Below are 22,063 nucleotides of genomic sequence, written 5' to 3' on the forward strand. Positions count from 1 at the left end.
CGCAGCCGCCGGGGCCCGACCCGGGCCCGGAGCCTGCTCCGGGCCCGCTGTCGGGGATCTGACCGGCTCGGGTCAGCCGGTGTTCACCTCGGAGCGGTCGCCGCCCCAGAGGGTGTGGAACGAGCCCTCGCGGTCGGTGCGCCGGTAGGTGTGCGCCCCGAAGAAGTCACGCTGGCCCTGCGTCAGGGCAGCGGGCAGCCGCTCCGCGCGCAGCGCGTCGTAGTACGCGAGCGCGGCCGAGAAGCCGGGCGTGGGCACGCCCTGCTGCGCGGCGGCTGCCACTACCGCGCGCCAGTCGTCCTGGGCCGCACCGATCTCGTCGGTGAACCCCTTGTCGGAGAGCAGGCTCGGCAGTTCGGGCCGGGCGTCGTACGCCGTCCTGATCCGGTCCAGGAACGCCGCGCGGATGATGCAGCCCGCGCGCCAGAGCGCGGCCACCGCGCCGAGGTCGATGTTCCAGTCGTACTTTTCGCTGCCCGCCTGGATCTGGTGGAAGCCCTGCGTGTACGACACGATCTTCGACGCGTAGAGCGCCTGCTCCACCCGGTCGGCGAAGACCGTGGCTTCCGCCTCGCCGAGCGGCGCGGACGTCGGTCCCGGCAGCGCGCGCGAGGCCTTGCGCAGATCCGCGTGGCCGGACAGCGAGCGGGCGAAGACCGCCTCCGCGATGCCCGAGACCGGCACGCCGAGGTCGAGCGCGATCTGCACGGTCCAGCGCCCCGTGCCCTTCTGCTCGGCCTCGTCGGCGACGATGTCGACAAAAGGCTTTCCGGTGGCCGCGTCCTTGTGGGCGAGCACCTCCGCGGTGATCTCGATCAGATACGAGTCGAGCCGCCCGGTGTTCCAGGAGCGGAAGGTCTCCGCGATCTTCTCGGGGCTGTAGCCCGCGACGGTACGCAGCAGGTCGTACGCCTCGGCGATCAGCTGCATGTCGGCGTACTCGATGCCGTTGTGCACCATCTTCACGAAGTGGCCCGCGCCGTCAGGACCGATGTGGGCGACACACGGCGTGCCGTCCTTCGCCTTCGCGGCGATCTTCTCCAGCAGCGGCCCGAGGGACTTGTAGGACTCCGCCGATCCGCCCGGCATGATGCTGGGCCCGTTCAGCGCACCCTCCTCGCCGCCCGAGACGCCGGTGCCGACGAAGTGGATGCCGCGCTCGCGCAGCTCCTTCTCACGGCGCCGGGTGTCCTCGAAGTGCGCGTTGCCGCCGTCGATGATGACGTCGCCGGGCTCAAGCAGCTCCGCGAACTCCTGGATCACCGCATCGGTCGGCTCACCGGCCTTGACCATGATGACCAGCCGGCGGGGGCGCTCCAGCGAGGCGACGAAGTCCGCCGCGCTGTCGGCGGGGACGAAGATGCCCTCCTCGCCGAATTCCTTGACGAGGTCGTGCGTCTTGGCGGCCGTGCGGTTGTGCAGGGCGACCGTGAGGCCGTTGCGGGCGAAGTTGCGCGCGAGATTGCGGCCCATTACCGCGAGCCCCGTGACACCGATCTGGGCTGTACCAGTCATTCCTGTGCTCCTGGATTCCGTCGGGTACGTGAAGAATCAGACGTAAGAATCAGTATGGATACGGACCGGGTGGTCCCGCCGTCCAGGGATCATCAAGCCATACCAGTGGGCCCTGATTCCCGCGTTGCGCGGAACCGGTCACACCGCATTCAGAACTTGCCGCCGAGGGCCGCCTGGTGGTGCTGACCCGCGGTGCGCGCGGCAGTACGGCGTACACCGCGTCCGGACCGCCGCTCTCGGTGCCCGGCGCGCCGGTCGAGGTCGTCAACACGATCGGCGCCGGAGACGCCTTCACGGCCGCGGTGCTCAGCCGGCTCACCGAGCTGGGCGCGCACCGGGCCGACGCCGTGGCGACACTCGCGCCCGAGCAGGTCCGGGAGATGCTCACCTTCGCCGCGCAGGTCGCGGCCTCGGTGTGCGGGCACGCAGGCACGGAGCCTTCCCTGCCGTCGGGTGTCCAGGGCTGACCCGGCACCCGCCACGCACGGATGGACCGGCTCGAACGTCGAGTCGGTCCACCCGTTTTCGCCCTGGCAGGAACAGGCAGGAACAGGCAGGAACAGGCAGGAACAGACGCGATCCGGCGGGCTCAGGCCGCCTTGCGTGCCCCGCGCGCCGAGGAGCGGATGATATCCGCGTAACGGTGCCCGCTGCCCTTGATGGTGCGGCGCTGGGTCTCGTAGTCGACGTGGATCAGGCCGAAGCGCTTGTCGTAGCCGTACGCCCACTCGAAGTTGTCGAGCAGCGACCAGGCGAAGTAACCGGCGAGCGGCGCGCCCTTGCCCGCGGCCCGCGCGCACGCCGCCAGGTGCTCCTCCAGGTAGCGGGCGCGCTCGGGGTCGTCGACGGTGCCGTCGGGCTTGACGACGTCCGGGTAGGCGGAGCCGTTCTCCGTGACGTAGATGCTCCGCGCGCCGTAGTCGTCCGTCAGGCGCATCAGGAGCTGCTCCAGGCCGTCGGCGCACACCTCCCAGTCCATGGCGGTGCGCCGACCGGGTGCTTCCACCTGCTTGGCGTGCGGCAGCGGGCCTGTCGGGTCGTCGGCCACCACATTGCGGAAGTAGTAGTTGAGGCCGAGCCAGTCGAGCGGCGCGGCGATGGTCTCCAGGTCGCCGGGGCGCTCGGGGAGGGCCACGCCGTACAGGTCCAGCATGTCCTGCGGGTAGCCGCGGCCGTGGATCGGGTCGAGCCACCAGCGGTTGGTGTGCCCGTCGGCGCGCACCGCCGCGGCCCGGTCGGCGTCGCTGTCGGTGGCGGGCTCGCAGGGGCTGAGGTTGTTGACGATGCCGACCCGTGCGCCGGGGACTGCGGCCCGTATCGCCTGGGTGGCGAGGCCGTAGCCCAGGTGCAGGTGGTACGAGGCGTTGACGGCGGCCGTCAGGTCGGTCAGGCCGGGCGCCATCCTGCCTTCGAGGTGACCGATCCACGCGGAGCACAGCGGTTCGTTGAGGGTCGCCCAGTCGCGCACCCGGTCGCCGAGCCGGTCGGCCACCACGGCGGCGTACGCGGCGAAGTGCTCGGCGGTCTCCCTGACCGGCCAGCCGCCGCGGTCCTGCAGGGCCTGCGGCAGGTCCCAGTGGTACAGCGTGGGGAAGGGCGTGATGCCCGCTTCCAGGAGGCCGTCGACCAGGCGGTCGTAGAAACCAAGACCGGCCTCGTTGACCTGCCCGCTGCCGCCCGGCACCACCCGCGGCCAGGCGATCGAGAAGCGGTACGCGTCCACGCCCAGCTTCTTCATCAGCGCGATGTCCTCGCGCCAGCGGTGGTAGTGGTCGCAGGCGATGTCGCCGTGGTCGCCGTTGTCGATGGCTCCGGCGGTGCGGGAGAAGGTGTCCCAGATGGACGGCGAGCGGCCGTCCTCCGACACCGCGCCCTCGATCTGGTAGGCCGAAGTGGCCACGCCCCAGGTGAAGTCGGCGGGCAGGGCATTGAGGTCGTTCACGGACTGCCTTTCTGGCACGGCTACTTGACGGCGCCGGCGGTGAGACCGGCGACGAGGTAGCGCTGGAGGAGGAGGAACCCGATGACGACCGGGATGCTGACGACGAGCGAGGCGGCCACGACGACCCGGAAGAGTGCGCCGAGCGGCCCGCAGCCGTCGACCATGGCCGCCTCGTCCAACTCCCGGGGGATGGAGTCGAAGTACCCGATGAGCATCCAGATCGAGAACGGCAACGAGAAGGTGAGATACGCGAGGATCAGGCCGCCGCGCGATCCGTAGAGCGCGACGCCCGTCGCGTTACCGATGTTGACGTAGATCAGGAAGAGCGGGGGCAGGAAGAGGATGCCCGGGAACATCTGGGTGGAGAGCACGGTGACGGTGAACAGGCGCTTGCCGCGGAAGCGGTAGCGGCTCACCGCGTACGCCGCGAAGATCGCGATGATCACCGAGCAGACCGTCGCCGAACTCGCCACGATCAGCGAGTTGAGGAAGTAGCGGGCGAGCGGGACGGTCTCCCAGATGTCGAAGTACGGGCGGATCGTGAACCCGCTGGGGATCCAGCGGAACTTGCCCGAGACGTCCTCCAACGGCTTGAGCGAGCTGCTGAGCATGACGTAGACGGGCAGCAGGGCGAACGTGGCGATCAGGCCGAGCACGATGCGCCGAGTCCATACGAAGGACATCGGGGGCGCGGTGGGGGACTTAGGCATCGGCGCTCTTCCTCCCGCGCGAAGTGAAGAACAGGTACACGGCGGTCACCAGCAGCAGGAAGAGCAGCAGCAGGACGGACATGGCCGCGCCACTGCCGAAGTTCCAAGTGGCGAACGACGACTGGTAGATGTGGATGGAGATCAGGTCCGCGGCCCGCGGCGCCGACTTGCCGAACAGTACGAACGGCGTGTTGAAGTCGTTGAAGGTCCACAGGAACAGCACGAGGACCAGTACCTGGTTGATGGGCGCCAGCGAAGGCAGGGTGATCCGCCGGATCTGCTGCCAGATCCCGGCGCCGTCGATCGAGGCCGCCTCGTACAGCTCGCGCGGAATGTTCTGGAGCCCGGCCATGATCATGAGGAACGCGAACGGCCAGGTCTTCCAGATGGCGACGACGGCCAGCGCGATGAAACTGTTGTCGCCGATCAGCCAGAACGACGGGCTGTCGGTGAGGCCCAGCTGGGACGCCGTGCCCCTGGAGGCCTTGCTGCGCGAAACGGCAGGGCTGCCCTCCGAGGTGCCGTTTTTCATCGACAACGGCGCCAAGACGCTGGGCCAGGCCGAAATGTGGTTCGGCGGCGGACGCGGGGCGCGCGACGCCGTCATCGCCCTGATCGGCTCCGGTGTGGGCGCCTGCGTGGTGGTCAACGGCGCCCTGTACGGCGGCGCGCACAGCAGCGCCGTCGAATGGGGGCACACCACACTGCGGGTCGGCGGTCGCCGCTGCCGCTGCGGGTCCCTGGGCTGCCTGGAGGCCTACGCGGGTGCGCAGGCGCTGCGCGAGCGCTGGCTGGAGGCGGGCGGGCCCCTGTCGGAGGGTGCCGACGAGGAGACCGCGCTGGCCGCCCTGCTGCTGGCGGCGCATCCCGGTGACGGCGGTCCGCCGGCCGACCCCGCGGCCGTTCAACTCTTGGACGAGACGGCAGAGTTCCTTGGGGCGGGCATCGCCGACCTGGTGAACCTCTTCCACCCCGAGCGCATCCTCCTCGGCGGCTGGGCCGGTCTGATGCTCGGCCCCGCGCTGCTGCCCGCCGTACGCGGGTACGCGGCCCAGTACGCCCTGCGCTACCCCGCCGAACGGACCGTCATCGAGCTGGGCAGACTCGGCCCCGACGCGGTGACCGTGGGGGCTGCGACCCTTCCCCTGGCCGACTTCTTCGCACGCGGCGGCAGGCGCAGACAGCAGCTGCCCGACGAAGCGTGGCCTGGCCAGGCGGCGTTGGTGGCGGAGGACGAGTGGCGCGCGTACGGGGTGGGCAGGAGCTCGGGCTGACTTCCGTACCACCGACGTGAGTTCGACGCTCACGGAGGCCTTACGACCTCGGGGGCAATAGTGCGCGGGCTCCCGGCGTCATGCGACTACGCCTCCGACGTCGTAAGTGCCCTCGGCCCTTGTCATGGCCTGTTCGGGCCCGTACTTTTGCCGATTGCGACGTGTCCGAAGCGTAAGTGGGGGATTCGAGTCATGGCCTCAACCGGTCGTCATCGGCGGTACCAGCCCAGCCGCATCAACCGTGCCTCGCTGACGGTCACCGCCGGAGGAGCCGGAATGGCTCTCCCCCTGGTCGCCACCGGGTCGGCCGGCGCCGCCTCCGTGGACGTCTGGGAGAAGGTCGCGGCCTGCGAGTCGACCAGTAACTGGGACATCAACTCGGGCAACGGCTATTACGGCGGCCTGCAGTTCAAGCCGTCCACCTGGCAGGCGTACGGCGGCACGGCCTACGCGCCGCGCGCCGATCTGGCCACCAAGGGCCAGCAGATCACCGTCGCCGAGAAGGTGCTCAAGGGACAGGGGCCGACCGCCTGGCCGCTGTGTTCGGTGCGCGCGGGCCTCACCCGCGGTGGCGACGCCCTCGACATCGGCACCGGACCGAAGGCCGCGCCGCCCCGGACCCAGAAGGTCTCGACCCCGGCGCCCGCCAAGCCCGTCCGGGCCAAGGCCGCTCCGGCCAAGCCCACGGCCGCGCCCCCCAAGGGGACGTACACCGTCGCCGGTGGCGACACACTCTCCACCATCGCGGACACCGAGCGCGTCAAGGGCGGCTGGCAGCGACTGTACGAGGCCAACCGCCAAGTCGTCGGCGACGACCCCGACTTCATCCTCCCCGGCCAGCGACTGGCCATCGAAGGCACCCAGAAACGCGCTGCCAGGGACAGGACCGCCGACGCCGAGCGCGCCTCGGCCACCGCACCGGCCAAGAAGGCACCGGCGGCGCAGAAGACCGAGAAGACCGCACAGAAGACGCAGCAGAAGGCACCGCGGAAAACACAGAGCGCGCCGAAGACATCCGGGCTCTTCGCCCCGGTGGAAGCCGGGCCGAGCACCCCCTACCGTGCCGCCGGCGCCTCCTGGGCCAAGGGCTACCACACGGGCGTCGACTTCCCCGTCGGCACCGGAACCGCCGTGAAGTCCGTCGCCTCGGGCCGCGTCGTCTCGGCCGGCTGGGGCGGGGCGTACGGCTACCAGGTCGTCGTGCAGCACAACGACGGGAAGTACAGCCAGTACGCACACCTTTCGGCGCTCACCGTCCGCGAGGGCCAGAACGTCGGTGGCGGGCAGCGCATCGGCCGCTCAGGATCCACCGGCAACAGCACGGGGCCGCACCTGCACTTCGAGGTGCGCAGCGGCCCCGGCTACGGATCCGACATCGACCCGCTGGCCTACCTCAGGGCGGGTGGCGTCGTCGTCTGATCCCGGGAGCGGGTCTCCTCGCGCGGGCGCGGGCGGCGACGGCGCTGCTCCATCACGGGCATCGGCTGCGAGCGGGGCGCCGACGGCTGCCGGGATCCCTGCGCCTCGCTCACCGACCTCGCGGGCGCCCGCCGCACGGACACCGGCGGCAGCGGCGTCCGTGACGGCACCGCGGGCGCCCGCGAAGGCGCCACGGGCAGCTGCGGCCTGTCCGTGCGCGCGCCGAGCCGCTCCGTCGTCAGCAGGATCAGCCCGCCGGCCGCGACAGCTCCGCAGCCCAGTGCCAGGGCGGTGCCCAGCACGCCGTAACGGAAGTGCTCGCCGAAGAGCATGATGCCCACGCCGGCCGCCACCACCGGGTTGATCATGGTGACGGCGGCCAGCGGTGCGGCCAGCCCGGCGCCCCGGTAGGAGGCCTGCGAGAGCAGCAGGCCCGCCGTCGCGAGCGCGGCGATGACCAGCAGGCTCGGCAGCTGCCCGGTCAGTGCCGCGGACGATGTCCAGTCCACGGCGACGGTCTTGGTGAACACCGAGGCGATTCCGAAGGCGGCGCCGGCCGCCGTGGCCAGCAGGATGCTGCGCACGGCCGTACGGTGCACGCGCTGGGCGACCGCGAACAGCGCCGCCACCGCGCCGAAGGCCGCCAGCGCCACCGTCAGCCGCTCGACGCCGCTCAGCGACTGCGCGTCGGTCGTGCCGGTCAGCGACAGCAGCCCCGCGAGTCCGACCGACGCCATGATCGCGCCGCGCCAGGCGGTGGCGCCCGCCCCGCGACGTACGAACACCGCGGCCATCGGCAGCGCGAAGACAATGGTCAGCGCACCGAGCGGCTGGACCAGGCTCAGCGGCCCGTACGCAAGCGCCCCGACATGCAGCAGCGCACCGACCCCGTTGAGCGCCACGGCGGCCCACCACCCGCCGTGGCGCAGCGGGGCGTACGGCCGGTGCGGAGCGGCGGAGGCGACGCGTTCCTGCACGATGGCCGCGGCCGCGTACGCGACCGCGGAGACCAGCGCCATCAGCACGGACAGGGCGAGTGCACTCATGTACTCCACGATGTCTCCTCGAAGGCTCCGCGTCGTCGTCCTTGAGCAGGCATTGCGACGTACTGCTGACGTAGTACGCGAGTACGCTCAAGGTCCTACTCCCGGGGGTCGTCCGGGGCGCCGGGCGGCCGGGACAGCCCTGGTCCTTGGCTACGGTGAGCGCGGTGCGGACACCCCGCACACGGGAGAGCTGCGGTGGGTGGCTACGGATGGACCTTGCGGAAGTGGCATCGGTGGGCGGGTTCTTCGCCCTGCGGACCGAGGCTCCGAGCGGCGCCCATGTCCCGCTGGCGCGGATCTACGCGGGCGAGGACGCCCCGCTGACGTTCCGGGTCGAGAAGGTCGCGGGTGCGCTCGGGGCCCCCGAGCGCAGGGTGGCCGCGTCCATCGCGCACCTGGGGCTCGCTGCCCGGCTCTGGTCGGTCGTTCTCGGCCCGGCCGCCCTGTACGGGGAAATCCTCGACCTGCCGGCCGCCGACCTGCACTGGGACGCCGATCTGAGCTCCCCGGACGACCTGTGGCTGGCCGCGTCGCGCACCCTCCCGGGGACCGCGGACCGTATCCGCGAGGTGGTCCAGACCGGTCATCTGGTGCCACTGGCGGACTCGTTGCGCCGAGGAGGCCCGGTGTCGCCCGCACTGCTGTGGGGCAACGCGGGCTCCGCCCTGGCCGGCGCCGCCCGTGAGCTGCGCGCCTGGGCGCTGAAGAACGGCCGACCCGAGGTGGGGGAGCGGGCCGTGCGCCTGGCCGCCGAACTCCTCCGCCACCCGGACCTGCGCTCCACCGGCACACTGCGCGGCGCCGCCTTCCGCCGCCGGAGCTGTTGCCTGTACTACCGGTGCCCGTCCGGAGGCCTGTGCGGCGACTGCGTATTCGACCACCCGCCATCGCGGTCTTCCGATCGGCCCGGATCTGAGTGACCATCAAGGGACGGCAGGACACGGGCGACGACGGGGGACGACGGTGAAGGTCGGGCTGCTCACCCGGGAATTCCCGCCGGACGTGTACGGCGGAGCCGGCGTCCATGTGGAGTTCCTCGCCGGCGAGTTGAGGTCCCTGGTCGACATCGACGTGCACTGCTGGGGTACGGGTGAGGCTTCCCCCGGTGTCCTCCGCCACCGGGCCGGCACCGGACTCGAAGGCGCCAACGAAGCCCTGCGCACCTTCTCCGTCGACCTGTCGATGGCCGCCGCGGTCGAAGGTCGCGAGCTGGTCCACTCGCACACCTGGTACGCCAACCTCGCGGGCCACTTCGCGAAGCTGCTCCACGGCATCCCGCACGTGATGACCTCGCACTCGCTGGAGCCGCTGCGCCCCTGGAAGGCCGAGCAACTGGGCGGCGGATACGCCCTGTCCGGCTGGGCCGAACGCACCGCGATCGAATCGGCCGACGCCGTCATCGCCGTGTCGCACGGCATGCGCGCCGACATCCTCAGCAGCTACCCGACGCTCGACGCCGACCGGGTACGGGTCGTGCGCAACGGCATCGACACCTCGCTCTACCGGCCGGACCCCGGCACGGACGTGCTGGAGCGCATCGGCGTCGACCCGGAGCGCCCGTACGTCCTGTTCGTCGGCCGCGTCACCCGCCAGAAGGGCGTACCCCATCTGCTGCGTGCGGCCCGCCGGTTGGACCCGGCCACGCAACTCGTCCTGTGCGCCGGCGCCCCCGACACCCCGGAGATCGAGCGGGAGTTCCGCGAGCTCGTCGACGAGCTGCGCCGCACGCGCGACGGAGTGCACTGGATCCCCGAGATGCTGCCGCGCCCGGAGGTCATCCAACTCCTCACCCACGCGACCGTGTTCGTCTGTCCGTCGGTGTACGAGCCGCTGGGCATCGTCAACCTGGAGGCGATGGCCTGCGGGACGCCGGTCGTGGCCTCCGCGGTCGGCGGCATTCCGGAGGTCGTCGAGGACGGTGGGAACGGGCTGCTCGTCGCGTACGACGCGTCGGACGCCGGGGCCTTCGAGGCGGGCATCGCGGACGCGCTCAACCGGCTCACCGGCGACCGGCACACCGCGACACGGATGGGCGAAGCGGGCCGTGAGCGTGCGGTGCGGGAGTTCGGCTGGGACGCCGTCGCCCGTCGCACGGTCGAGGTATACGAGGAGATTCTGAAAGCCAACTAGCGTGCAAGGGGCGGCAGATGCGCGGTGGACCTTCGGTGCTCGGGATCGTACTCGCAGGTGGGGAGGGCAAGCGGCTGATGCCGCTGACCGCCGACCGGGCCAAACCGGCGGTGACCTTCGGCGGCACCTACCGGCTTGTCGACTTCGTCCTGTCGAACCTGGTGAATGGTGACATCCTGCGCAACTGCGTACTCACCCAGTACAAATCGCACTCCCTGGACCGCCATGTGACCACCACCTGGCGGATGTCCAGCCTGCTCGGCAATTACGTCACGCCGGTGCCCGCGCAACAGCGGCTCGGCCCGCGCTGGTACCTGGGCAGCGCCGACGCGATCCTGCAGTCCCTCAACCTCGTCCACGACGAACAGCCCGACTACATAGCCGTGTTCGGTGCGGACCACGTGTACCGGATGGATCCGCGGCAGATGCTGCAACGCCACATCGAGAGCGGCGCGGGTGTGACGGTAGCCGGTATCCGGGTGCCGCGCGCCGAGGCGTCGTCCTTCGGTATCATCACACCGGCCTCCGACGGGACCAGAATCGAGCAGTTCCTGGAGAAGCCCACCGACCCGCCGGGGCTGCCCGGCGACCCGCGCCGGGTCTTCGCCTCGATGGGCAACTACATGTTCAGCACCAAGACCCTCGTCGACGCGCTCCTGCAGGACGCCGAGGACGACAACTCGGTGCACGACATGGGCGGTTCCATCCTGCCGATGCTCACCGAGCGGGGTGTGGCCCAGGTGTACGACTTCGACGAGAACCATGTACCGGGGGAGACTCCGCGCGACCACGGCTACTGGCGTGACGTCGGGACGCTCGACACGTACTACGACGCGCATATGGACCTCATCTCGGATCAGCCGCAGTTCAACCTCTACAACCGCCGCTGGCCCGTCTACACCCACCCCGGCCAGCTGCCGCCGGCCCGCTTCGTGGCCGGTGGTATCGCGGGCGAATCGGTCGTCAGCGCGGGCTGCGTCATCCGCGGCCAGGTCACCCGCTCCGTGCTGTCGCCGGGGGTGATCGTGGAGGAGGGCGCGGTGGTGCAGGGATCCGTGCTCCACGACAACGTGCGGATCGGGCGGGGTGCGGTGGTCCGGGGGTCGATCCTGGACAAGAACGTGGAGGTGCCGCCGGGGGCGACGATCGGGGTGAATCCGGAGCGGGACCGCGAGCTCTACACGATGTCCAGGAACGGGGTCATCGCTCTGGGCAAGGGGCAGTTGGTCCTTTAGGGGGCAGGGGGGTGCGGGTAGGGGACAGCTCCGCAGGCAACCCGAACCGCCACCGCCACCCGCACCGCACCCAACCGGCCCGCACCCATGCACCGCCCCGCCCCCCACTCACCCCTCACAACATCCGCCGCCGCCTCCCCAGCCACGTCTGCGCGACCACCACCGCCAGAAACGCCCCGCTCACCACCTGCTGGTAAGCCGAGTCCAGCGAGCCGATCTGGTTGATGACGTTCTGGATGACCTTCAGCAGCAGCACGCCCACCAGCGAGCCGCTGATGAAGCCGAACCCGCCGCTGAGCAGCGCGCGATCAGCACCAGATACGGGATGCCGAACAGGGCTCCCGAGCCGAGCGATGCCATGCCCGGGTCGCGGATGTCCTTCAGCTGCGGGAGCGGTACCAGCGCCAGGCCCCGCCCGGCCACCATCAGCGCGAGCGTGGCCACGATGGGCTGCACCCCGCTCTGACAACGTTGTCCAGGCGGGTGTGAATCCGCCCGGCCCGCCGCCCGCCCCCGCTCCGGGGGCGGGCGGTTTGGCTGGGCGGACCTTGGCCAATTAGACTTCTGCTTTTGAGAACTTTCAGCGGCACGAGTGAACGAGAAACGGCAGCGGCGATGACGGTGACAGAGGACAGTCCTGGGTACGACGAGAACCCGGACACCCTGGTGTACGGCCCGGGCATCGACCCGGAGCGCATGGCCGTCTGCATGAGCGTGCTCGATGAGCTGGACAAGCTCGACGTCGACCACCCCGACGCCATCGCGGTACGGCGCGCCACCGCCGGCGTCTACCGGACCGTGAAGCAGCGCCGCCGCCAGGAGCGCCGCGCCGCCAAGACCGCCCACGACCAGGCCGTCACGCACTCCACGGCGACCGGCTCCGCCGAGCGCATCGACGACGAGACGCAGGGCGTCCTGCCTTCCTCGTCGGCCACCGCCGAGATCGCCGGGATACTCAAGCGCCCGCGCTCCTGCTACATCTGCAAGACCCGCTACGTCGAGGTCGACGCGTTCTACCACCAGCTGTGCCAGAGCTGCGCCGCCGAGAACCGCGCCCGCCGCGACGCCCGCACCGACCTGACCGGCAAGCGCGCCCTGCTCACCGGTGGCCGCGCCAAGATCGGCATGTACATCGCGCTGCGGCTGCTGCGCGACGGCGCCCACACCACCATCACCACCCGCTTCCCCAGCGACGCGATCCGCCGCTTCAAGGCGATGGAGGACAGCGCCGACTGGATCCACCGCTTGAAGATCGTCGGCATCGACCTGCGCGACCCGGCGCAGGTCGTCGCGCTCGCCGACTCGGTCGCGGCCGAGGGCCCGCTCGACATCCTGATCAACAACGCCGCGCAGACCGTACGCCGCTCCCCGCGCGCCTACAGCGAGCTGCTCGGCGCCGAGTCCGCCCCGCTGCCCGCCGGTGAGTTGCCCGCCTCCGAGGTCATCGGAGCCTTCGGCTCCGGCGCCCAGCTCACGCTGCCCAGCGCCCGCCCGGAAGGCCTCACCGCCCAGCAGGTCACCGACCTGGCGCTGGTGACCGGTTCCGCCTCGCTCGCCCGGATCGAGGCGGGCACGGCGATCGACGCGGGCGGTCTGGTCCCCGACCTGGACCACACCAACAGCTGGATCCAGACGGTCTCCGAGGTCGACCCGGTCGAGCTGCTCGAAGTGCAGCTGTGCAACTCGACCGCGCCGTTCATTCTCATCAGCAGGCTGCGCGCGGCCATGGCGGCTTCGGCGGCCGAGCGCAAGTACGTCGTGAACGTCTCCGCGATGGAGGGCGTCTTCAGTCGCGGCTACAAGGGCGCGGGCCACCCGCACACCAACATGGCCAAGGCCGCGCTGAACATGCTCACCCGTACCAGCGCCCAGGAGATGCTGGAGTCCGACGGCATCCTGATGACCGCCATCGACACCGGCTGGATCACCGACGAGCGCCCGCACCCGGACAAGATGCGCCTCGCCGAAGAGGGCTTCCACGCCCCGCTCGACCTGATCGACGGCGCGGCCCGCGTCTACGACCCGATTGTGCGCGGCGAGGACGGCGAAGACCTGTACGGCGTCTTCCTCAAGGACTACGCACCCGCCAACTGGTAGGCGGCAGCGGATATATGACGGCCGGACGGGTGCTCCCGTCCGGCCGTCGGCCGTTGCGTGCGGTCGGTTCCATGACGTCGGCCGGGCTCACGAACAGGTCCGTGAGCGCCCGCTGTCCGCCGGGGCCGAGGGATCCGAGGAACGCCCGGAACCGGAAGGCCGACTCCGGCAGCTCAACGCCCCAGTTTTGCAGGGCACGTTGTTCGATGCGGGCTCGCCGCTCCGGGCTCACCGCCTGCTGCACGGACATGGGAGAATCCCCCCTCAGAATCGTGCGTGCGCGGTGATGTCCGCGCCGAACTGGTCGATCATCGCAGGCGTCACGGTGGGCCTGCACTGGGCGATAGCCGCCAGATAGTCCTCCGTGCCGGCGCCGGGCAGCCGCTGTCCGGCCGTCGCCGCGCCGACCGTCTCCAGGTCTCGCTCGAACGCGGCCTGGGCCGCGCTGCGGGCCGCGTGCTCGATGTCGGCCGGGGTGAACAGTTCGCTGGCCGCCACCAGCACCGCCACGTCCACATCGGAGCGGCCGTCGGTGTAGCGCGACCAGATCGCGTTGCGCGCGGCCGTGTCGGGAGTGCCGATCGGGATCAGGTAATCGAACCGGCCGGGCCGCAGGAACGCCGGGTCGAGCGAGCGGATGGAGTTGGTGGCGCACACCAGCAGCCGCTCGTCGCGCTCCCGGAAGCCCGGTATGAGCTTGAGCAGTTCATTGGTCACCCCGTGCATCCCGCCGGGCTGTGCGGGCTCGGTGCGGACCGGGGCGATCTCCTCGACCTCGTCGATGAAGACCAGCACCCGTTCGAGCTCGGCGATCCGGGCGAACGCGCTGCGCAGCGCCGCCGCGAGGTTGCCCTCGTCCGCCAGCCGAGAGGGCAGCAGCTCGACGAACGGCCAGCCGAGCTTGGAGGCGATGCCCCGGGCGAACGTCGTCTTGCCGGTGCCGGGCGGGCCGAACAGCGCGACGGCCCGCGGGGGTCGTACCCCATGCCTCGTGGCGCGCTCGGGCTCCGCCAGCGGCAGCACGATCCGGCGCTCGATGAGGTCCTTCTCGGCCTCCATGCCGGCCACCTTCGCCCAGAGGTCGCTGGGCAGGAACCGCCCGCCGAGGTCGTCCAGGAGACTGGCCGCGGGGCCGTGCAGCGGCTCGACCTTCTCGAAATAGGCCACCGCGGGCCGCCGCGTGTACCCCGCGTTGAGCAGCCCCTCGCCGAACAGGTCCTCCTCGGGCAGTACGTAGGCGATCCGGCCCACCCGGGCCGCGACGAGCCGCCGCTCCAGCTCGACCAGGAGCGCGCTCGCCAGCCCCCGGCCGCGCCAGGCCGACGCGATGGCGATCCGCATCACCCAGCCGCGTTCCCCGGCCACGCACGCGAGCGCCGCCCCGATGGGGACGCCCTGGTGGACCGCGACGACGGCGGGCTGGCGGGACGTGAGCGCGCCGATGCATTCGGCGAGCGAGAAGACCGACTCCTGCCCCAGTCCGGCCGTGGTGTCGATCAGATGGACCACCGCTGCGAGATCACTCTCGCGGTAGTCGTGGATGAGCCAATTCACCGGTGCCGCCCCTCGTTGGTGCTGATGCGGTGAGGCTAGGGGCGGCCGTGCGCGGGGTCCTGCTCCACCGTGCACAAGCCGCGGTGGCAAATTCGACACTCCGTCCGTAGCCACTGCGGGCCGTGTGCACGGTCGGGGCGGCGGCTCCCGGGGGCGCTTTCCGCGCTCTTCTCCCCGGTCACCCGCCGGACGTGCGTGCGGCGGCCACCAGTTCCAGCACCGGCCGCCAGTCGTCCATCACCCCGGCGTCGAGACCGACGACCTTCCCCGCGTCATCCGCCTGGCGCAGTGTCACCGCCGCTTCCGCGAGCGGATCGCGCGCGAAGGCGTCCGCCTCCCACGGGGTCATCGTCCCGCCCTGCAACCCGAGTGTCAGCGCGCTCTGCGGCGACAGTGGGCGCCCCGGCTCGGCCGTCGCCAGATAGCGCTTCGCCGGTACGTGCAGCTGTACGAGCCGGGCCACCCGGTCGCCGAGCAGCGGGCGCACGGCGATGGCCGCACGGTCCGCGTGACCTGCGTCGTCACCCGGGTGCAGCAAGTGCCCGAGGTCATGCGCCAGGCCCGCCACCTGGAGTTCCTTGTCGCTGGGGTGCGAGCGGCGCAGCAGGTGGGCCGTCTGCAGGGCGTGGTCGTGCAGGTCCACCGGATCGCCACTGCGGTCGGGGGAGTCCCAGGCGCCCCGGCAGGCGTGCAGCAGGGACATCAGTTCCTCGACGCTGCGCAGTTCCATCCCTGTCCTTTCCCGGCCCTGAGGCATGTGTCTCCGAGCACATCACGGAGGCGTCGACTTCCGGCTGAACGGGGTACGAAGGGAGGCAGGCTTAAAGACGACTAAATCCATCGAGCGGAAGGCCGCTCATATGGGTACTCTGTTGCTCACGGACAGCCCCACCAAGGCCACTCCAGAGTGAACGCCGGCGCCACCGCGACCGAACTGCCCCATTTTTCCTGACCCGTCGGGCGACAGGTCGCTGCCGCGAGAGAGCCGTGGTGCTCAGGTCCGAAGGGTTACGCGACACAAAGGAGTGCGCGGTGACATCAAATATGGCGAAGCAGGACAATCGGTCGCACGAGCGTGGCGACATGGCCGGTCAGGCCAGACGTCGTCGGCCCGGCGAACTCGGCAGCCTGGAGGTCTGGTCCAGGGCCGCGCCGATCCGGCTGGCGGGCTACGAGGAGGATCTGGCGGAGCCGCACATCCTGCCCGGTATCGACTGACCGGCCCGTCGGCCGACGGCTGAACGACTGTCCGGTGGGGCGGTGGGGCACGATGCCACCGCCACGCCGTTTTTTGCGGCCGGCTGTGGGTGGTGGACGGCACCCGTCTCCTCGGGCTGCAAGCCGGGGCTCGTCGGTGAACTCGCCTACATCAAAGGCTTGTTCATGAAGTGGTGCGAGTTTGATCAACGTTCTGCAAATCATGTACAAATGCGAACAGCGCGTCGCGTGCGGGGGATATTTTCCCGTCCGTGAAGCTGAAGTTGAGACCCCAAAAAGATCCTCTGACCGGTCCAGGGCGTCGTACGTTGCTCCGGGCGGCGGTCGCCGGCAGTGCGGTGGCCACCGGTGGTCTGGCCCTCGGGGTGATCCCGGCATCGGCCGCCCCGCCGTCGTCGATTTCCGGCACCCGGCCGACCACCCCCGCGCAAGCTCTGCGCGAGCTGAGCGTGGGCAATCGGCGCTGGCGGACGTTTCAGCAGCAGCACCCCGACGAGTCTCCTTCCGTGCGGAACGCTCTGGTGACCGGCCAGCACCCCTTCGCCGTCATCCTGGGCTGCGTCGACTCGCGAGTACCGCCCGAGCTGGTTTTCGACCAGGGTCTCGGTGACCTGATGACCGTCCGCTCGGCCGGTGAGGTCCTGGACGAAGCCGTCCTCGGGAGCGTCGCGTACGGCGTCCTGGAACTGGGCATCCCCCTGGTCATGGTCCTCGGGCACCAGTCCTGCGGCGCGGTGGCCGCGGCGGTCCACGCGGACGAGACCGGTGAGGAACTCCCGGCGCACATTCAGTACTTGGCCGACCGGATAAGCCCGGCCATAGACCACAGCCAGCACGGCGCCGCCCGCGTCGACTCCACCGTCAGCCGTAATGTCGGCCTCGTTCGCGGGCATCTGGCCGCGGAGCCGGACCTCGCGGCCAAGGTCGCCACCGGGGCGCTGGCCATCGTCGGGGCCCGCTACGAGCTCAACTCGCAGCTGGTCCACGTCATTCACTGAGGCCGTACGGGCCGGGGGAGCCGCCGTCGTCAGCGCCCCACAGGCGCGGCGGGCGGTTCGACCTCCAGGAAGCGCCTGCGTCGCGGCCCGATGTACAGCAACGCCGTCCAGCCCGCCCGCTCCAGGGCACCCGCGCACCCGGTCAGGGCGTCCTGCTCCTCGTGCGCCGCGCCGCTGCCGGCCGGCCCCAGCCACTCCACCCGCACCGTCCCCGGCCGCTCGCCCGGAACGACGCGATACCCGGTCACGGCGCGCTGCCCCGACGCATCGGCCGCGGAGGCAGCGAAGCCCGCCGCCTCCAGCGTCAACGCCACACAGCGCACCGCCTGATTACGCTCCCAAAGCGCCGGTATAGCCTGCGGGTCCTCGGCCTCCGTATTCGTCAGGCGCCGGATCTGCATCAGCCCCTCGAACGCGACCCGGACCTCGGCGGCCCGCGCACGGGCCGGCGCGGCGGGCGCCGGCCCATCACCGGTGGCCGCCGTGAACGCTCCGGACGTCATCGTCATCGCCGCCTCCCGGATCCAGGAGAGCCAAGTCTGTCAGTCGGCACTGACAACCGGCCTGGACCCGACGCCCTGCCCGGTGGGCTACCGGGCCGCCGTCGCGGAAGGAGCGGTCCGCTGCCACGGGCGGAGCGTCTCGATCCGCTCGGCCAGCGCCAGCAGCCGGTACTCACCGCCGGGCGCGGCCACCAATTGCACGGAGCAGGGGGCGCCGCCGGGCAGCGACCCGAACGGCAGCGAGAGCGCGGGCCACCCGGTGAGGTTCCACGGCGGAGTCGTCGGCGCGTACGCGGTGTTGACCAGGACGTTGTGCAGCCAGCCGCGCTCGTGCCAGGGCGCGGCAGCGGGCCCGCGCCGGGCCAGCGCGGGCATGATGAGCACGTCGTACCGCTGGAAGAACGGCGCCAGCCGCTCGCGCAACAGCGACCGCTGATCAGCGCGCATCAGCGGTGTACGGGCGAACACTCGGCCGGCCGCGGCATGCCGGCGCGTGCGCGGGGCGAGACGCAGGGGATCGAGTCCCTCGGCGTCCTTCGCGGTGCCCGCCGTCCAGCGGGCCAGCGCGGCGGGCCCCAGGCTCAGCGGGTACGGCGGATCGGCGTGCTCCACGTCCTGCCCGTCGTCGAGCAGCAGCCGCGTCGCCGCTCGGACCGCGTCCGCGTAAGGGCGGGAGATGCCGGCCCCGACGAGCGGGCTGCGCGAGGAGGCGGCGATCCGCAGGGGACCGGTGGGGGACTCGGGCCGCTCCCCGGCCAGCACCGAGAACATCAGCCGGGCGTCGGCCACTGTCGTGGTCAGCGGCCCGTTCTCGGCCATGCCGAACCAGTCGCCGTTCCCGATTCCGGCGAACACCCGGCCGTACCCCGGCTTGAGACCGAGCACCCCGCAGTTGGCGGCCGGGATGCGCAGGGAGCCCATGCCGTCGTTGCCCAGCGCGATCGGGACCAGGCCCGCCGCCACGGCGGCCGCGCTGCCGCCCGATGAGCCGCCTGCGGTGCGCGACGGGTCCCAGGGGTTGCGCGCGGTGCCGTGCACACCCTCGGTGGTGCCGAAGACACATAGCTCGGGGACGTTGGTGAGGCCGACCACCACGGCCCCGGCGGCGCGCAGCCTGGCCACTGTCTCGTGGTCGGCCGTCGCGGGTACGGCCGACGAGGCCGCCGTGCCGTTGCGGGTGGCCTCGCCCCGCACAGCGAGGTTGTCCTTGACGGCCACCGGCACACCCGCGAGGGGCAGTTCGGCCAGGTCGGAGTGGGAGGCAAGCTCCTCCGCCTCCCGGAGAGCCGCTTGCGTACGTACGGTACGGAATGCCCCCACCTGTGCGTCGTCCTCGGCGATCCGGGCGAGATGCGCCGCCACCACCTCCCTCGGCGTCACACGCTTGTCCCGCACTGCGGCGGCTATTTCATGGGCTGTCAGGCCGGTCCAGTTCGTCACGCGCGCCACTGTGCCCGCCGCCGCGGCGCGCGTCGAGTGCCGGGTGCGGTCGTAGGCCGGAATTCGCGTGGACCGGGATCGGGGCGTGAAGCTGCCGCTCGTGCTTTCACCCCGCCCCACTCAGCCCGTCCGGCGTTTTGAGGACCGGGACCGGCGTGTGGGGCCGCCCCGCGTTCTCCCACCCCGCTCATTTCAGCCCGCCCGGCGTTTGAGGACCGGGGTCTGGGGCGGAGCACCAGTTGAGGCAAGAGGCGGGTAGGGGACCAGCGCCGCAGGCGCCCCGCACCACAAGCATCCCCGCACCCAAGCCCGTTCACCCGCACTTCCGCACCTACCCCGCGATCCTCCGCAGCGTCCGCCCGAGCCGCCGCGCGTACCAGTGCTGGATGACAGGCATGCAGGGCCCCGCCAGCCGTGTGTACCAGCGGCTCGCCCGGCTGAAGGCGGTGACGGTGAACCACACGGCCCCGTCGTCGGCCAGCTCGACGACGAAGGACTCCTCGCCGCACTCCGGGTGACGGCCGGTCGTCCCATAAGCGAAACCGATCCGGTCGTCTTCGTACGCCGCCCAGACCACCTCGCACGGCGCCGTCACCCGCAGCGGCCCGACGCCGATCCCGCACTCGACGGCCACGCCGGGGTCGGCCCGCTCCGCGTCCGACCGCACCCGTACGCCCGACTCACGGTGCAGCCGCCAAGTGGTGACCGCCCGGCCCGCCGCCTCGAAGGACGCGCGGCCCCGGCCGATCAGCGCGCGGTGGTGGAGGTGGTTGTACCCGGCGGGCAGAAGATCCTGCCGAGTGGCCCCGACCTCGGGGTAGTTGAGCGTGCTCATGCGGCGGTCTCCTCAAGTCGTCGCCAGGCCAGCACCGCGCAGAGTGCGAAGCCGAGGGCGTTGCCCAGGCCGTGGGTGGCGGCCATCCAGGTCAGGTTGGGGTGCGGAATGCCGGTGGCCTCGCCGAGTGCCCAGCTCAGGGCGAGCAGCATGGTCGCGACCAGCACGGCGGCCGACACCGCGAGCAGGAACCTGGTGGTCCCGTCCTGCCCGTCGTCGCGGACGTCCCGCCAGGTCAGCAGCGCCACTGCCCACATGCCCGCGGTCAGGACGAGCGCCCCCGCCAGTTCGGCCCAGTCGTCGACGAAGTAACCGGCGAGGACGAGCAGCGTGCCGAGCGGCACGCTCAGCGCGGCGAACCGCCCGGCCGGCCGGGCGGCGGCCCGGCAGACGAGCCCGGCCACCAGCGCCGCGGCGAAACCGGCGAAGTGGAAGTGCGGCACGGTGAGCGCCAGGATGTCCAGGTCGAAGCCGAAGAGCTCGTGGCCCCCGCGCTCGGCGACCAGTGCGAGCCCGGCGACCGACGGTGTCACCAGTGCGGTGAGTACCGCGATCTCGGCCGGGACGAGCGAGCGGGAACGGGCCAGCCGCGTCGGGGCGTGCAGGGCGAGCGCCAGGGTGCCCAGGGCGTAGACCGCGGCGAGCGCGGCCGCGACCGTACCGCGCGGCAGCCACAGCGCGACGGCTCCCGGCGCCGACAGCAGCGGCCACAGGCGCCGGATCCGGGTGAGGTGCGGTGAGCCGACGAGGCGCAGTCCCAGCGGCACGACGATCAGCATGCCGAGCATGACGATCAGGTTGACCAGTACGAACACGACCCGCCCCCTCATGTCTCATGTTTTGAACATGTTCAACTCCGCGTCGACCCTACGGCTTTATTTGAACGTGTTCAAGTAGCGGCAGTCCCGGGGGTGCGGCAAACAATGGGACACGCGACACCTCCACGCGACACCTCGGGGTGAACAGGCGGGAGACCCTTGTGCGCTCACCCACGCGTCGGTACGCGCTGGCCGCGACGGCCCTCACCATCGGACTCGTCGCCGCGGGCTGCGGCGGCAGCGACGCCAAGGACGTGACCGAGTCCCAGGACGTCCTCCTCCAGCCGGTAGCGGCCCAGGGCCCCGACCCGTTCACTGAATCGACGGCCAAGAGCACCGCCGCGCTCCCCTCGGACGCGACCGGGAGCCCCAGTGTCACCGGCAGCCCCTCCGCCACGACGCAGGCCATGCGCAGCGTCTCGGGCGCCGAGCCCGGCCTGTACGGCGGTACGCACTCCCTGGCCAGCTGCGACGTCGAACAGCAGGTGCGCTTCCTCACCGCGGACCCGGCCAAGGGCCGGGCCTTCGCCCGTGCGAGCGGCATCGACCAGGGCGCCATCGCCGGTTATCTGCGCGGCCTCACCCCGGTGCTCCTGCGCGCCGACTCACGCGTGACGAACCACGGCTACCGCGACGGCTCCGCCGCCAGCTTCCAGTCCGTACTCCAGGCGGGCACCGCCGTCCTCGTCGACGGTCACGGCGCGCCGCGCGTCCGGTGCGCCTGCGGCAACCCGCTGCTGGCGCCGACGATCGCCGGGGGGACGGTGGCGCATCGCGGGCAGCCGTGGTCCGGATACCGGCCCAGCCAGGTCGTCGTCATCAAACCCGTGACGCGGGTGATCACCAATCTGGTCATCGTGAACATCGTCAACAACACCTGGATCGAGCGGAAGACGGGCGACGACGGCGACCGGGACAGGACGCCCGACGTCACGCCCAGCCCGACCAATCCCGACCCGGGCACCACGAGCCCCGATCCGGACGACCCCGAAACCGAGTCCGGCTCAGCAACGGCCACGGAGTCCGAGTCCGAGTCCGAGTCCGACCCGGCAACGGAATCCGAGTCGGAGCCGGAGTCGGAGAGCCCCGACGTGTCGAGCGCGGACCCCGGCATCAACACCAGCCCCAGCACTGACACCAGCCCCAGCACCGACACCAGCACCACCACCAGTGACCCGGCCTCCCCGCCCTGCCCGTCCCTCACCCCCCTCGGGCCAGGACGCCCCGCGACAGCGCTCCCGTCGGTTGTCCCGCCGGGCTGCCCCACCCCGACGCCGCCCTCCCCGACCTCGTCCGCGCCCCCCATCGATCAGCCCTGACCGGTCGAGG

General features: G+C 71.3%; 20 protein-coding genes and 4 pseudogenes. 10 read left to right on the top strand and 14 right to left on the bottom strand.

Going from position 1 to position 22,063, the window contains the following annotated elements; translation table 11 throughout:
* Nucleotides 1-72: 72 nt before the first annotated feature.
* On the bottom strand, nucleotides 73-1,515 hold the full coding sequence (gene gnd, locus QMK30_RS27965) for an NADP-dependent phosphogluconate dehydrogenase (protein WP_283521111.1): 1,443 nt from the start codon (nucleotides 1,513-1,515) through the stop codon (nucleotides 73-75).
* 176 nt (nucleotides 1,516-1,691) lie between these two features.
* Between gnd and QMK30_RS27970 the strand changes: the two genes are divergently transcribed.
* The gene (locus QMK30_RS27970; protein ID WP_283521112.1) at nucleotides 1,692-1,982 is read left to right on the top strand and encodes a PfkB family carbohydrate kinase; all 291 of its coding nucleotides are present in this window, start codon (nucleotides 1,692-1,694) and stop codon (nucleotides 1,980-1,982) included.
* A 122-nt stretch (nucleotides 1,983-2,104) separates the two neighbouring features.
* Here QMK30_RS27970 and QMK30_RS27975 read toward each other — a convergent pair whose 3' ends face one another.
* The 3 genes and pseudogenes from QMK30_RS27975 to QMK30_RS27985 all read right to left on the bottom strand — a co-directional run.
* Nucleotides 2,105-3,457 carry a GH1 family beta-glucosidase gene (locus tag QMK30_RS27975; protein WP_283521113.1) on the bottom strand — a complete coding sequence of 451 codons (1,353 nt, stop codon included), beginning with the start codon at nucleotides 3,455-3,457 and terminating at the stop codon, nucleotides 2,105-2,107.
* 20 nt (nucleotides 3,458-3,477) lie between these two features.
* Nucleotides 3,478-4,167 carry a carbohydrate ABC transporter permease gene (locus QMK30_RS27980; RefSeq protein ID WP_283521114.1) on the bottom strand — a complete coding sequence of 230 codons (690 nt, stop codon included), beginning with the start codon at nucleotides 4,165-4,167 and terminating at the stop codon, nucleotides 3,478-3,480.
* Nucleotides 4,160-4,630, bottom strand: a pseudogene (locus tag QMK30_RS27985) (carbohydrate ABC transporter permease); the annotation flags it as partial. The gene QMK30_RS27980 and the pseudogene QMK30_RS27985, both read right to left, overlap by 8 nt.
* Between QMK30_RS27985 and QMK30_RS27990 the strand changes: the two are divergent.
* Nucleotides 4,629-5,441, top strand: a pseudogene (locus QMK30_RS27990) (ROK family protein); the annotation flags it as partial. The pseudogenes QMK30_RS27985 and QMK30_RS27990 sit on opposite strands and share 2 nt — an antisense overlap.
* Before the next feature lie 192 nt (nucleotides 5,442-5,633).
* A complete protein-coding gene (locus QMK30_RS27995; RefSeq protein WP_283521115.1) occupies nucleotides 5,634-6,860 on the top strand; it encodes a transglycosylase family protein in 1,227 nt (408 codons plus the stop codon).
* On the opposite strand, the gene QMK30_RS28000 is transcribed toward QMK30_RS27995, so the two are convergent.
* The gene (locus tag QMK30_RS28000) at nucleotides 6,830-7,906 is read right to left on the bottom strand and encodes a DMT family transporter (RefSeq protein ID WP_283521116.1); all 1,077 of its coding nucleotides are present in this window, start codon (nucleotides 7,904-7,906) and stop codon (nucleotides 6,830-6,832) included. The two genes, QMK30_RS27995 and QMK30_RS28000, sit on opposite strands and share 31 nt — an antisense overlap.
* Before the next feature lie 209 nt (nucleotides 7,907-8,115).
* On the opposite strand from QMK30_RS28000, the gene QMK30_RS28005 reads away from it, so the two are divergent.
* From QMK30_RS28005 to glgC, 3 genes are read left to right on the top strand one after another with little or no spacing between them, the layout of a single operon-like run.
* A complete protein-coding gene (locus QMK30_RS28005; protein ID WP_283521117.1) occupies nucleotides 8,116-8,826 on the top strand; it encodes a (2Fe-2S)-binding protein in 711 nt (236 codons plus the stop codon).
* A 43-nt stretch (nucleotides 8,827-8,869) separates the two neighbouring features.
* Nucleotides 8,870-10,036, top strand: a complete 1,167-nt coding sequence (glgA, locus tag QMK30_RS28010; protein ID WP_283521118.1) for a glycogen synthase — start codon at nucleotides 8,870-8,872, stop codon at nucleotides 10,034-10,036.
* 17 nt (nucleotides 10,037-10,053) lie between these two features.
* Nucleotides 10,054-11,271 carry a glucose-1-phosphate adenylyltransferase gene (gene glgC, locus QMK30_RS28015; RefSeq protein ID WP_283521119.1) on the top strand — a complete coding sequence of 406 codons (1,218 nt, stop codon included), beginning with the start codon at nucleotides 10,054-10,056 and terminating at the stop codon, nucleotides 11,269-11,271.
* A 115-nt stretch (nucleotides 11,272-11,386) separates the two neighbouring features.
* Here the strand turns inward: glgC and QMK30_RS28020 are convergent.
* Together QMK30_RS28020 and QMK30_RS28025 are read right to left on the bottom strand one after the other, a co-directional pair.
* A pseudogene (locus QMK30_RS28020) lies at nucleotides 11,387-11,572 on the bottom strand (ABC transporter permease); the annotation flags it as partial.
* Nucleotides 11,563-11,730 (bottom strand): annotated as a pseudogene (locus tag QMK30_RS28025) (ABC transporter permease); the annotation flags it as partial. The pseudogenes QMK30_RS28025 and QMK30_RS28020, both read right to left, overlap by 10 nt.
* Nucleotides 11,731-11,886: 156 nt before the next feature.
* On the opposite strand from QMK30_RS28025, the gene QMK30_RS28030 reads away from it, so the two are divergent.
* Nucleotides 11,887-13,368 carry an SDR family NAD(P)-dependent oxidoreductase gene (locus tag QMK30_RS28030; RefSeq protein ID WP_283521121.1) on the top strand — a complete coding sequence of 494 codons (1,482 nt, stop codon included), beginning with the start codon at nucleotides 11,887-11,889 and terminating at the stop codon, nucleotides 13,366-13,368.
* Here the strand turns inward: QMK30_RS28030 and QMK30_RS28035 are convergent.
* From QMK30_RS28035 to QMK30_RS28045, 3 genes are all read right to left on the bottom strand, one after another.
* The gene (locus QMK30_RS28035) at nucleotides 13,340-13,618 is read right to left on the bottom strand and encodes a hypothetical protein (protein ID WP_283521122.1); all 279 of its coding nucleotides are present in this window, start codon (nucleotides 13,616-13,618) and stop codon (nucleotides 13,340-13,342) included. The genes QMK30_RS28030 and QMK30_RS28035 overlap by 29 nt on opposite strands.
* Before the next feature lie 14 nt (nucleotides 13,619-13,632).
* Complete coding sequence (locus QMK30_RS28040) at nucleotides 13,633-14,922, bottom strand: ATP-binding protein (protein ID WP_283521123.1); 1,290 nt, start codon at nucleotides 14,920-14,922, stop codon at nucleotides 13,633-13,635.
* A 178-nt stretch (nucleotides 14,923-15,100) separates the two neighbouring features.
* Nucleotides 15,101-15,652 carry an inositol oxygenase family protein gene (locus tag QMK30_RS28045; protein ID WP_283521124.1) on the bottom strand — a complete coding sequence of 184 codons (552 nt, stop codon included), beginning with the start codon at nucleotides 15,650-15,652 and terminating at the stop codon, nucleotides 15,101-15,103.
* 302 nt (nucleotides 15,653-15,954) lie between these two features.
* On the opposite strand from QMK30_RS28045, the gene QMK30_RS28050 reads away from it, so the two are divergent.
* Both QMK30_RS28050 and QMK30_RS28055 read left to right on the top strand, forming a co-directional pair.
* Nucleotides 15,955-16,140 carry a hypothetical protein gene (locus tag QMK30_RS28050; protein WP_283521151.1) on the top strand — a complete coding sequence of 62 codons (186 nt, stop codon included), beginning with the start codon at nucleotides 15,955-15,957 and terminating at the stop codon, nucleotides 16,138-16,140.
* 251 nt (nucleotides 16,141-16,391) lie between these two features.
* Nucleotides 16,392-17,138, top strand: coding sequence for a carbonic anhydrase (locus tag QMK30_RS28055; RefSeq protein WP_283521125.1), 747 nt, complete (start codon nucleotides 16,392-16,394; stop codon nucleotides 17,136-17,138).
* 29 nt (nucleotides 17,139-17,167) lie between these two features.
* Here QMK30_RS28055 and QMK30_RS28060 read toward each other — a convergent pair whose 3' ends face one another.
* From QMK30_RS28060 to QMK30_RS28075, 4 genes are all read right to left on the bottom strand, one after another.
* Nucleotides 17,168-17,647 carry a hypothetical protein gene (locus QMK30_RS28060; RefSeq protein ID WP_283521126.1) on the bottom strand — a complete coding sequence of 160 codons (480 nt, stop codon included), beginning with the start codon at nucleotides 17,645-17,647 and terminating at the stop codon, nucleotides 17,168-17,170.
* Between the two features lie 81 nt (nucleotides 17,648-17,728).
* Nucleotides 17,729-19,081 carry an amidase gene (locus QMK30_RS28065; protein WP_283521127.1) on the bottom strand — a complete coding sequence of 451 codons (1,353 nt, stop codon included), beginning with the start codon at nucleotides 19,079-19,081 and terminating at the stop codon, nucleotides 17,729-17,731.
* A 331-nt stretch (nucleotides 19,082-19,412) separates the two neighbouring features.
* On the bottom strand, nucleotides 19,413-19,916 hold the full coding sequence (locus QMK30_RS28070) for a DUF1990 domain-containing protein (protein WP_283521128.1): 504 nt from the start codon (nucleotides 19,914-19,916) through the stop codon (nucleotides 19,413-19,415).
* A complete protein-coding gene (locus tag QMK30_RS28075; protein WP_283521129.1) occupies nucleotides 19,913-20,731 on the bottom strand; it encodes a YndJ family protein in 819 nt (272 codons plus the stop codon). The genes QMK30_RS28070 and QMK30_RS28075 overlap by 4 nt, the downstream gene beginning before the upstream one ends.
* Nucleotides 20,732-20,895: 164 nt before the next feature.
* On the opposite strand from QMK30_RS28075, the gene QMK30_RS28080 reads away from it, so the two are divergent.
* On the top strand, nucleotides 20,896-22,053 hold the full coding sequence (locus QMK30_RS28080) for a DUF6777 domain-containing protein (protein ID WP_283521130.1): 1,158 nt from the start codon (nucleotides 20,896-20,898) through the stop codon (nucleotides 22,051-22,053).
* The last annotated feature ends 10 nt before the right edge of the window (nucleotides 22,054-22,063 follow it).

It is taken from the genome of Streptomyces sp. H27-C3, from assembly GCF_030063415.1.
Lineage (GTDB): Bacteria > Actinomycetota > Actinomycetes > Streptomycetales > Streptomycetaceae > Streptomyces.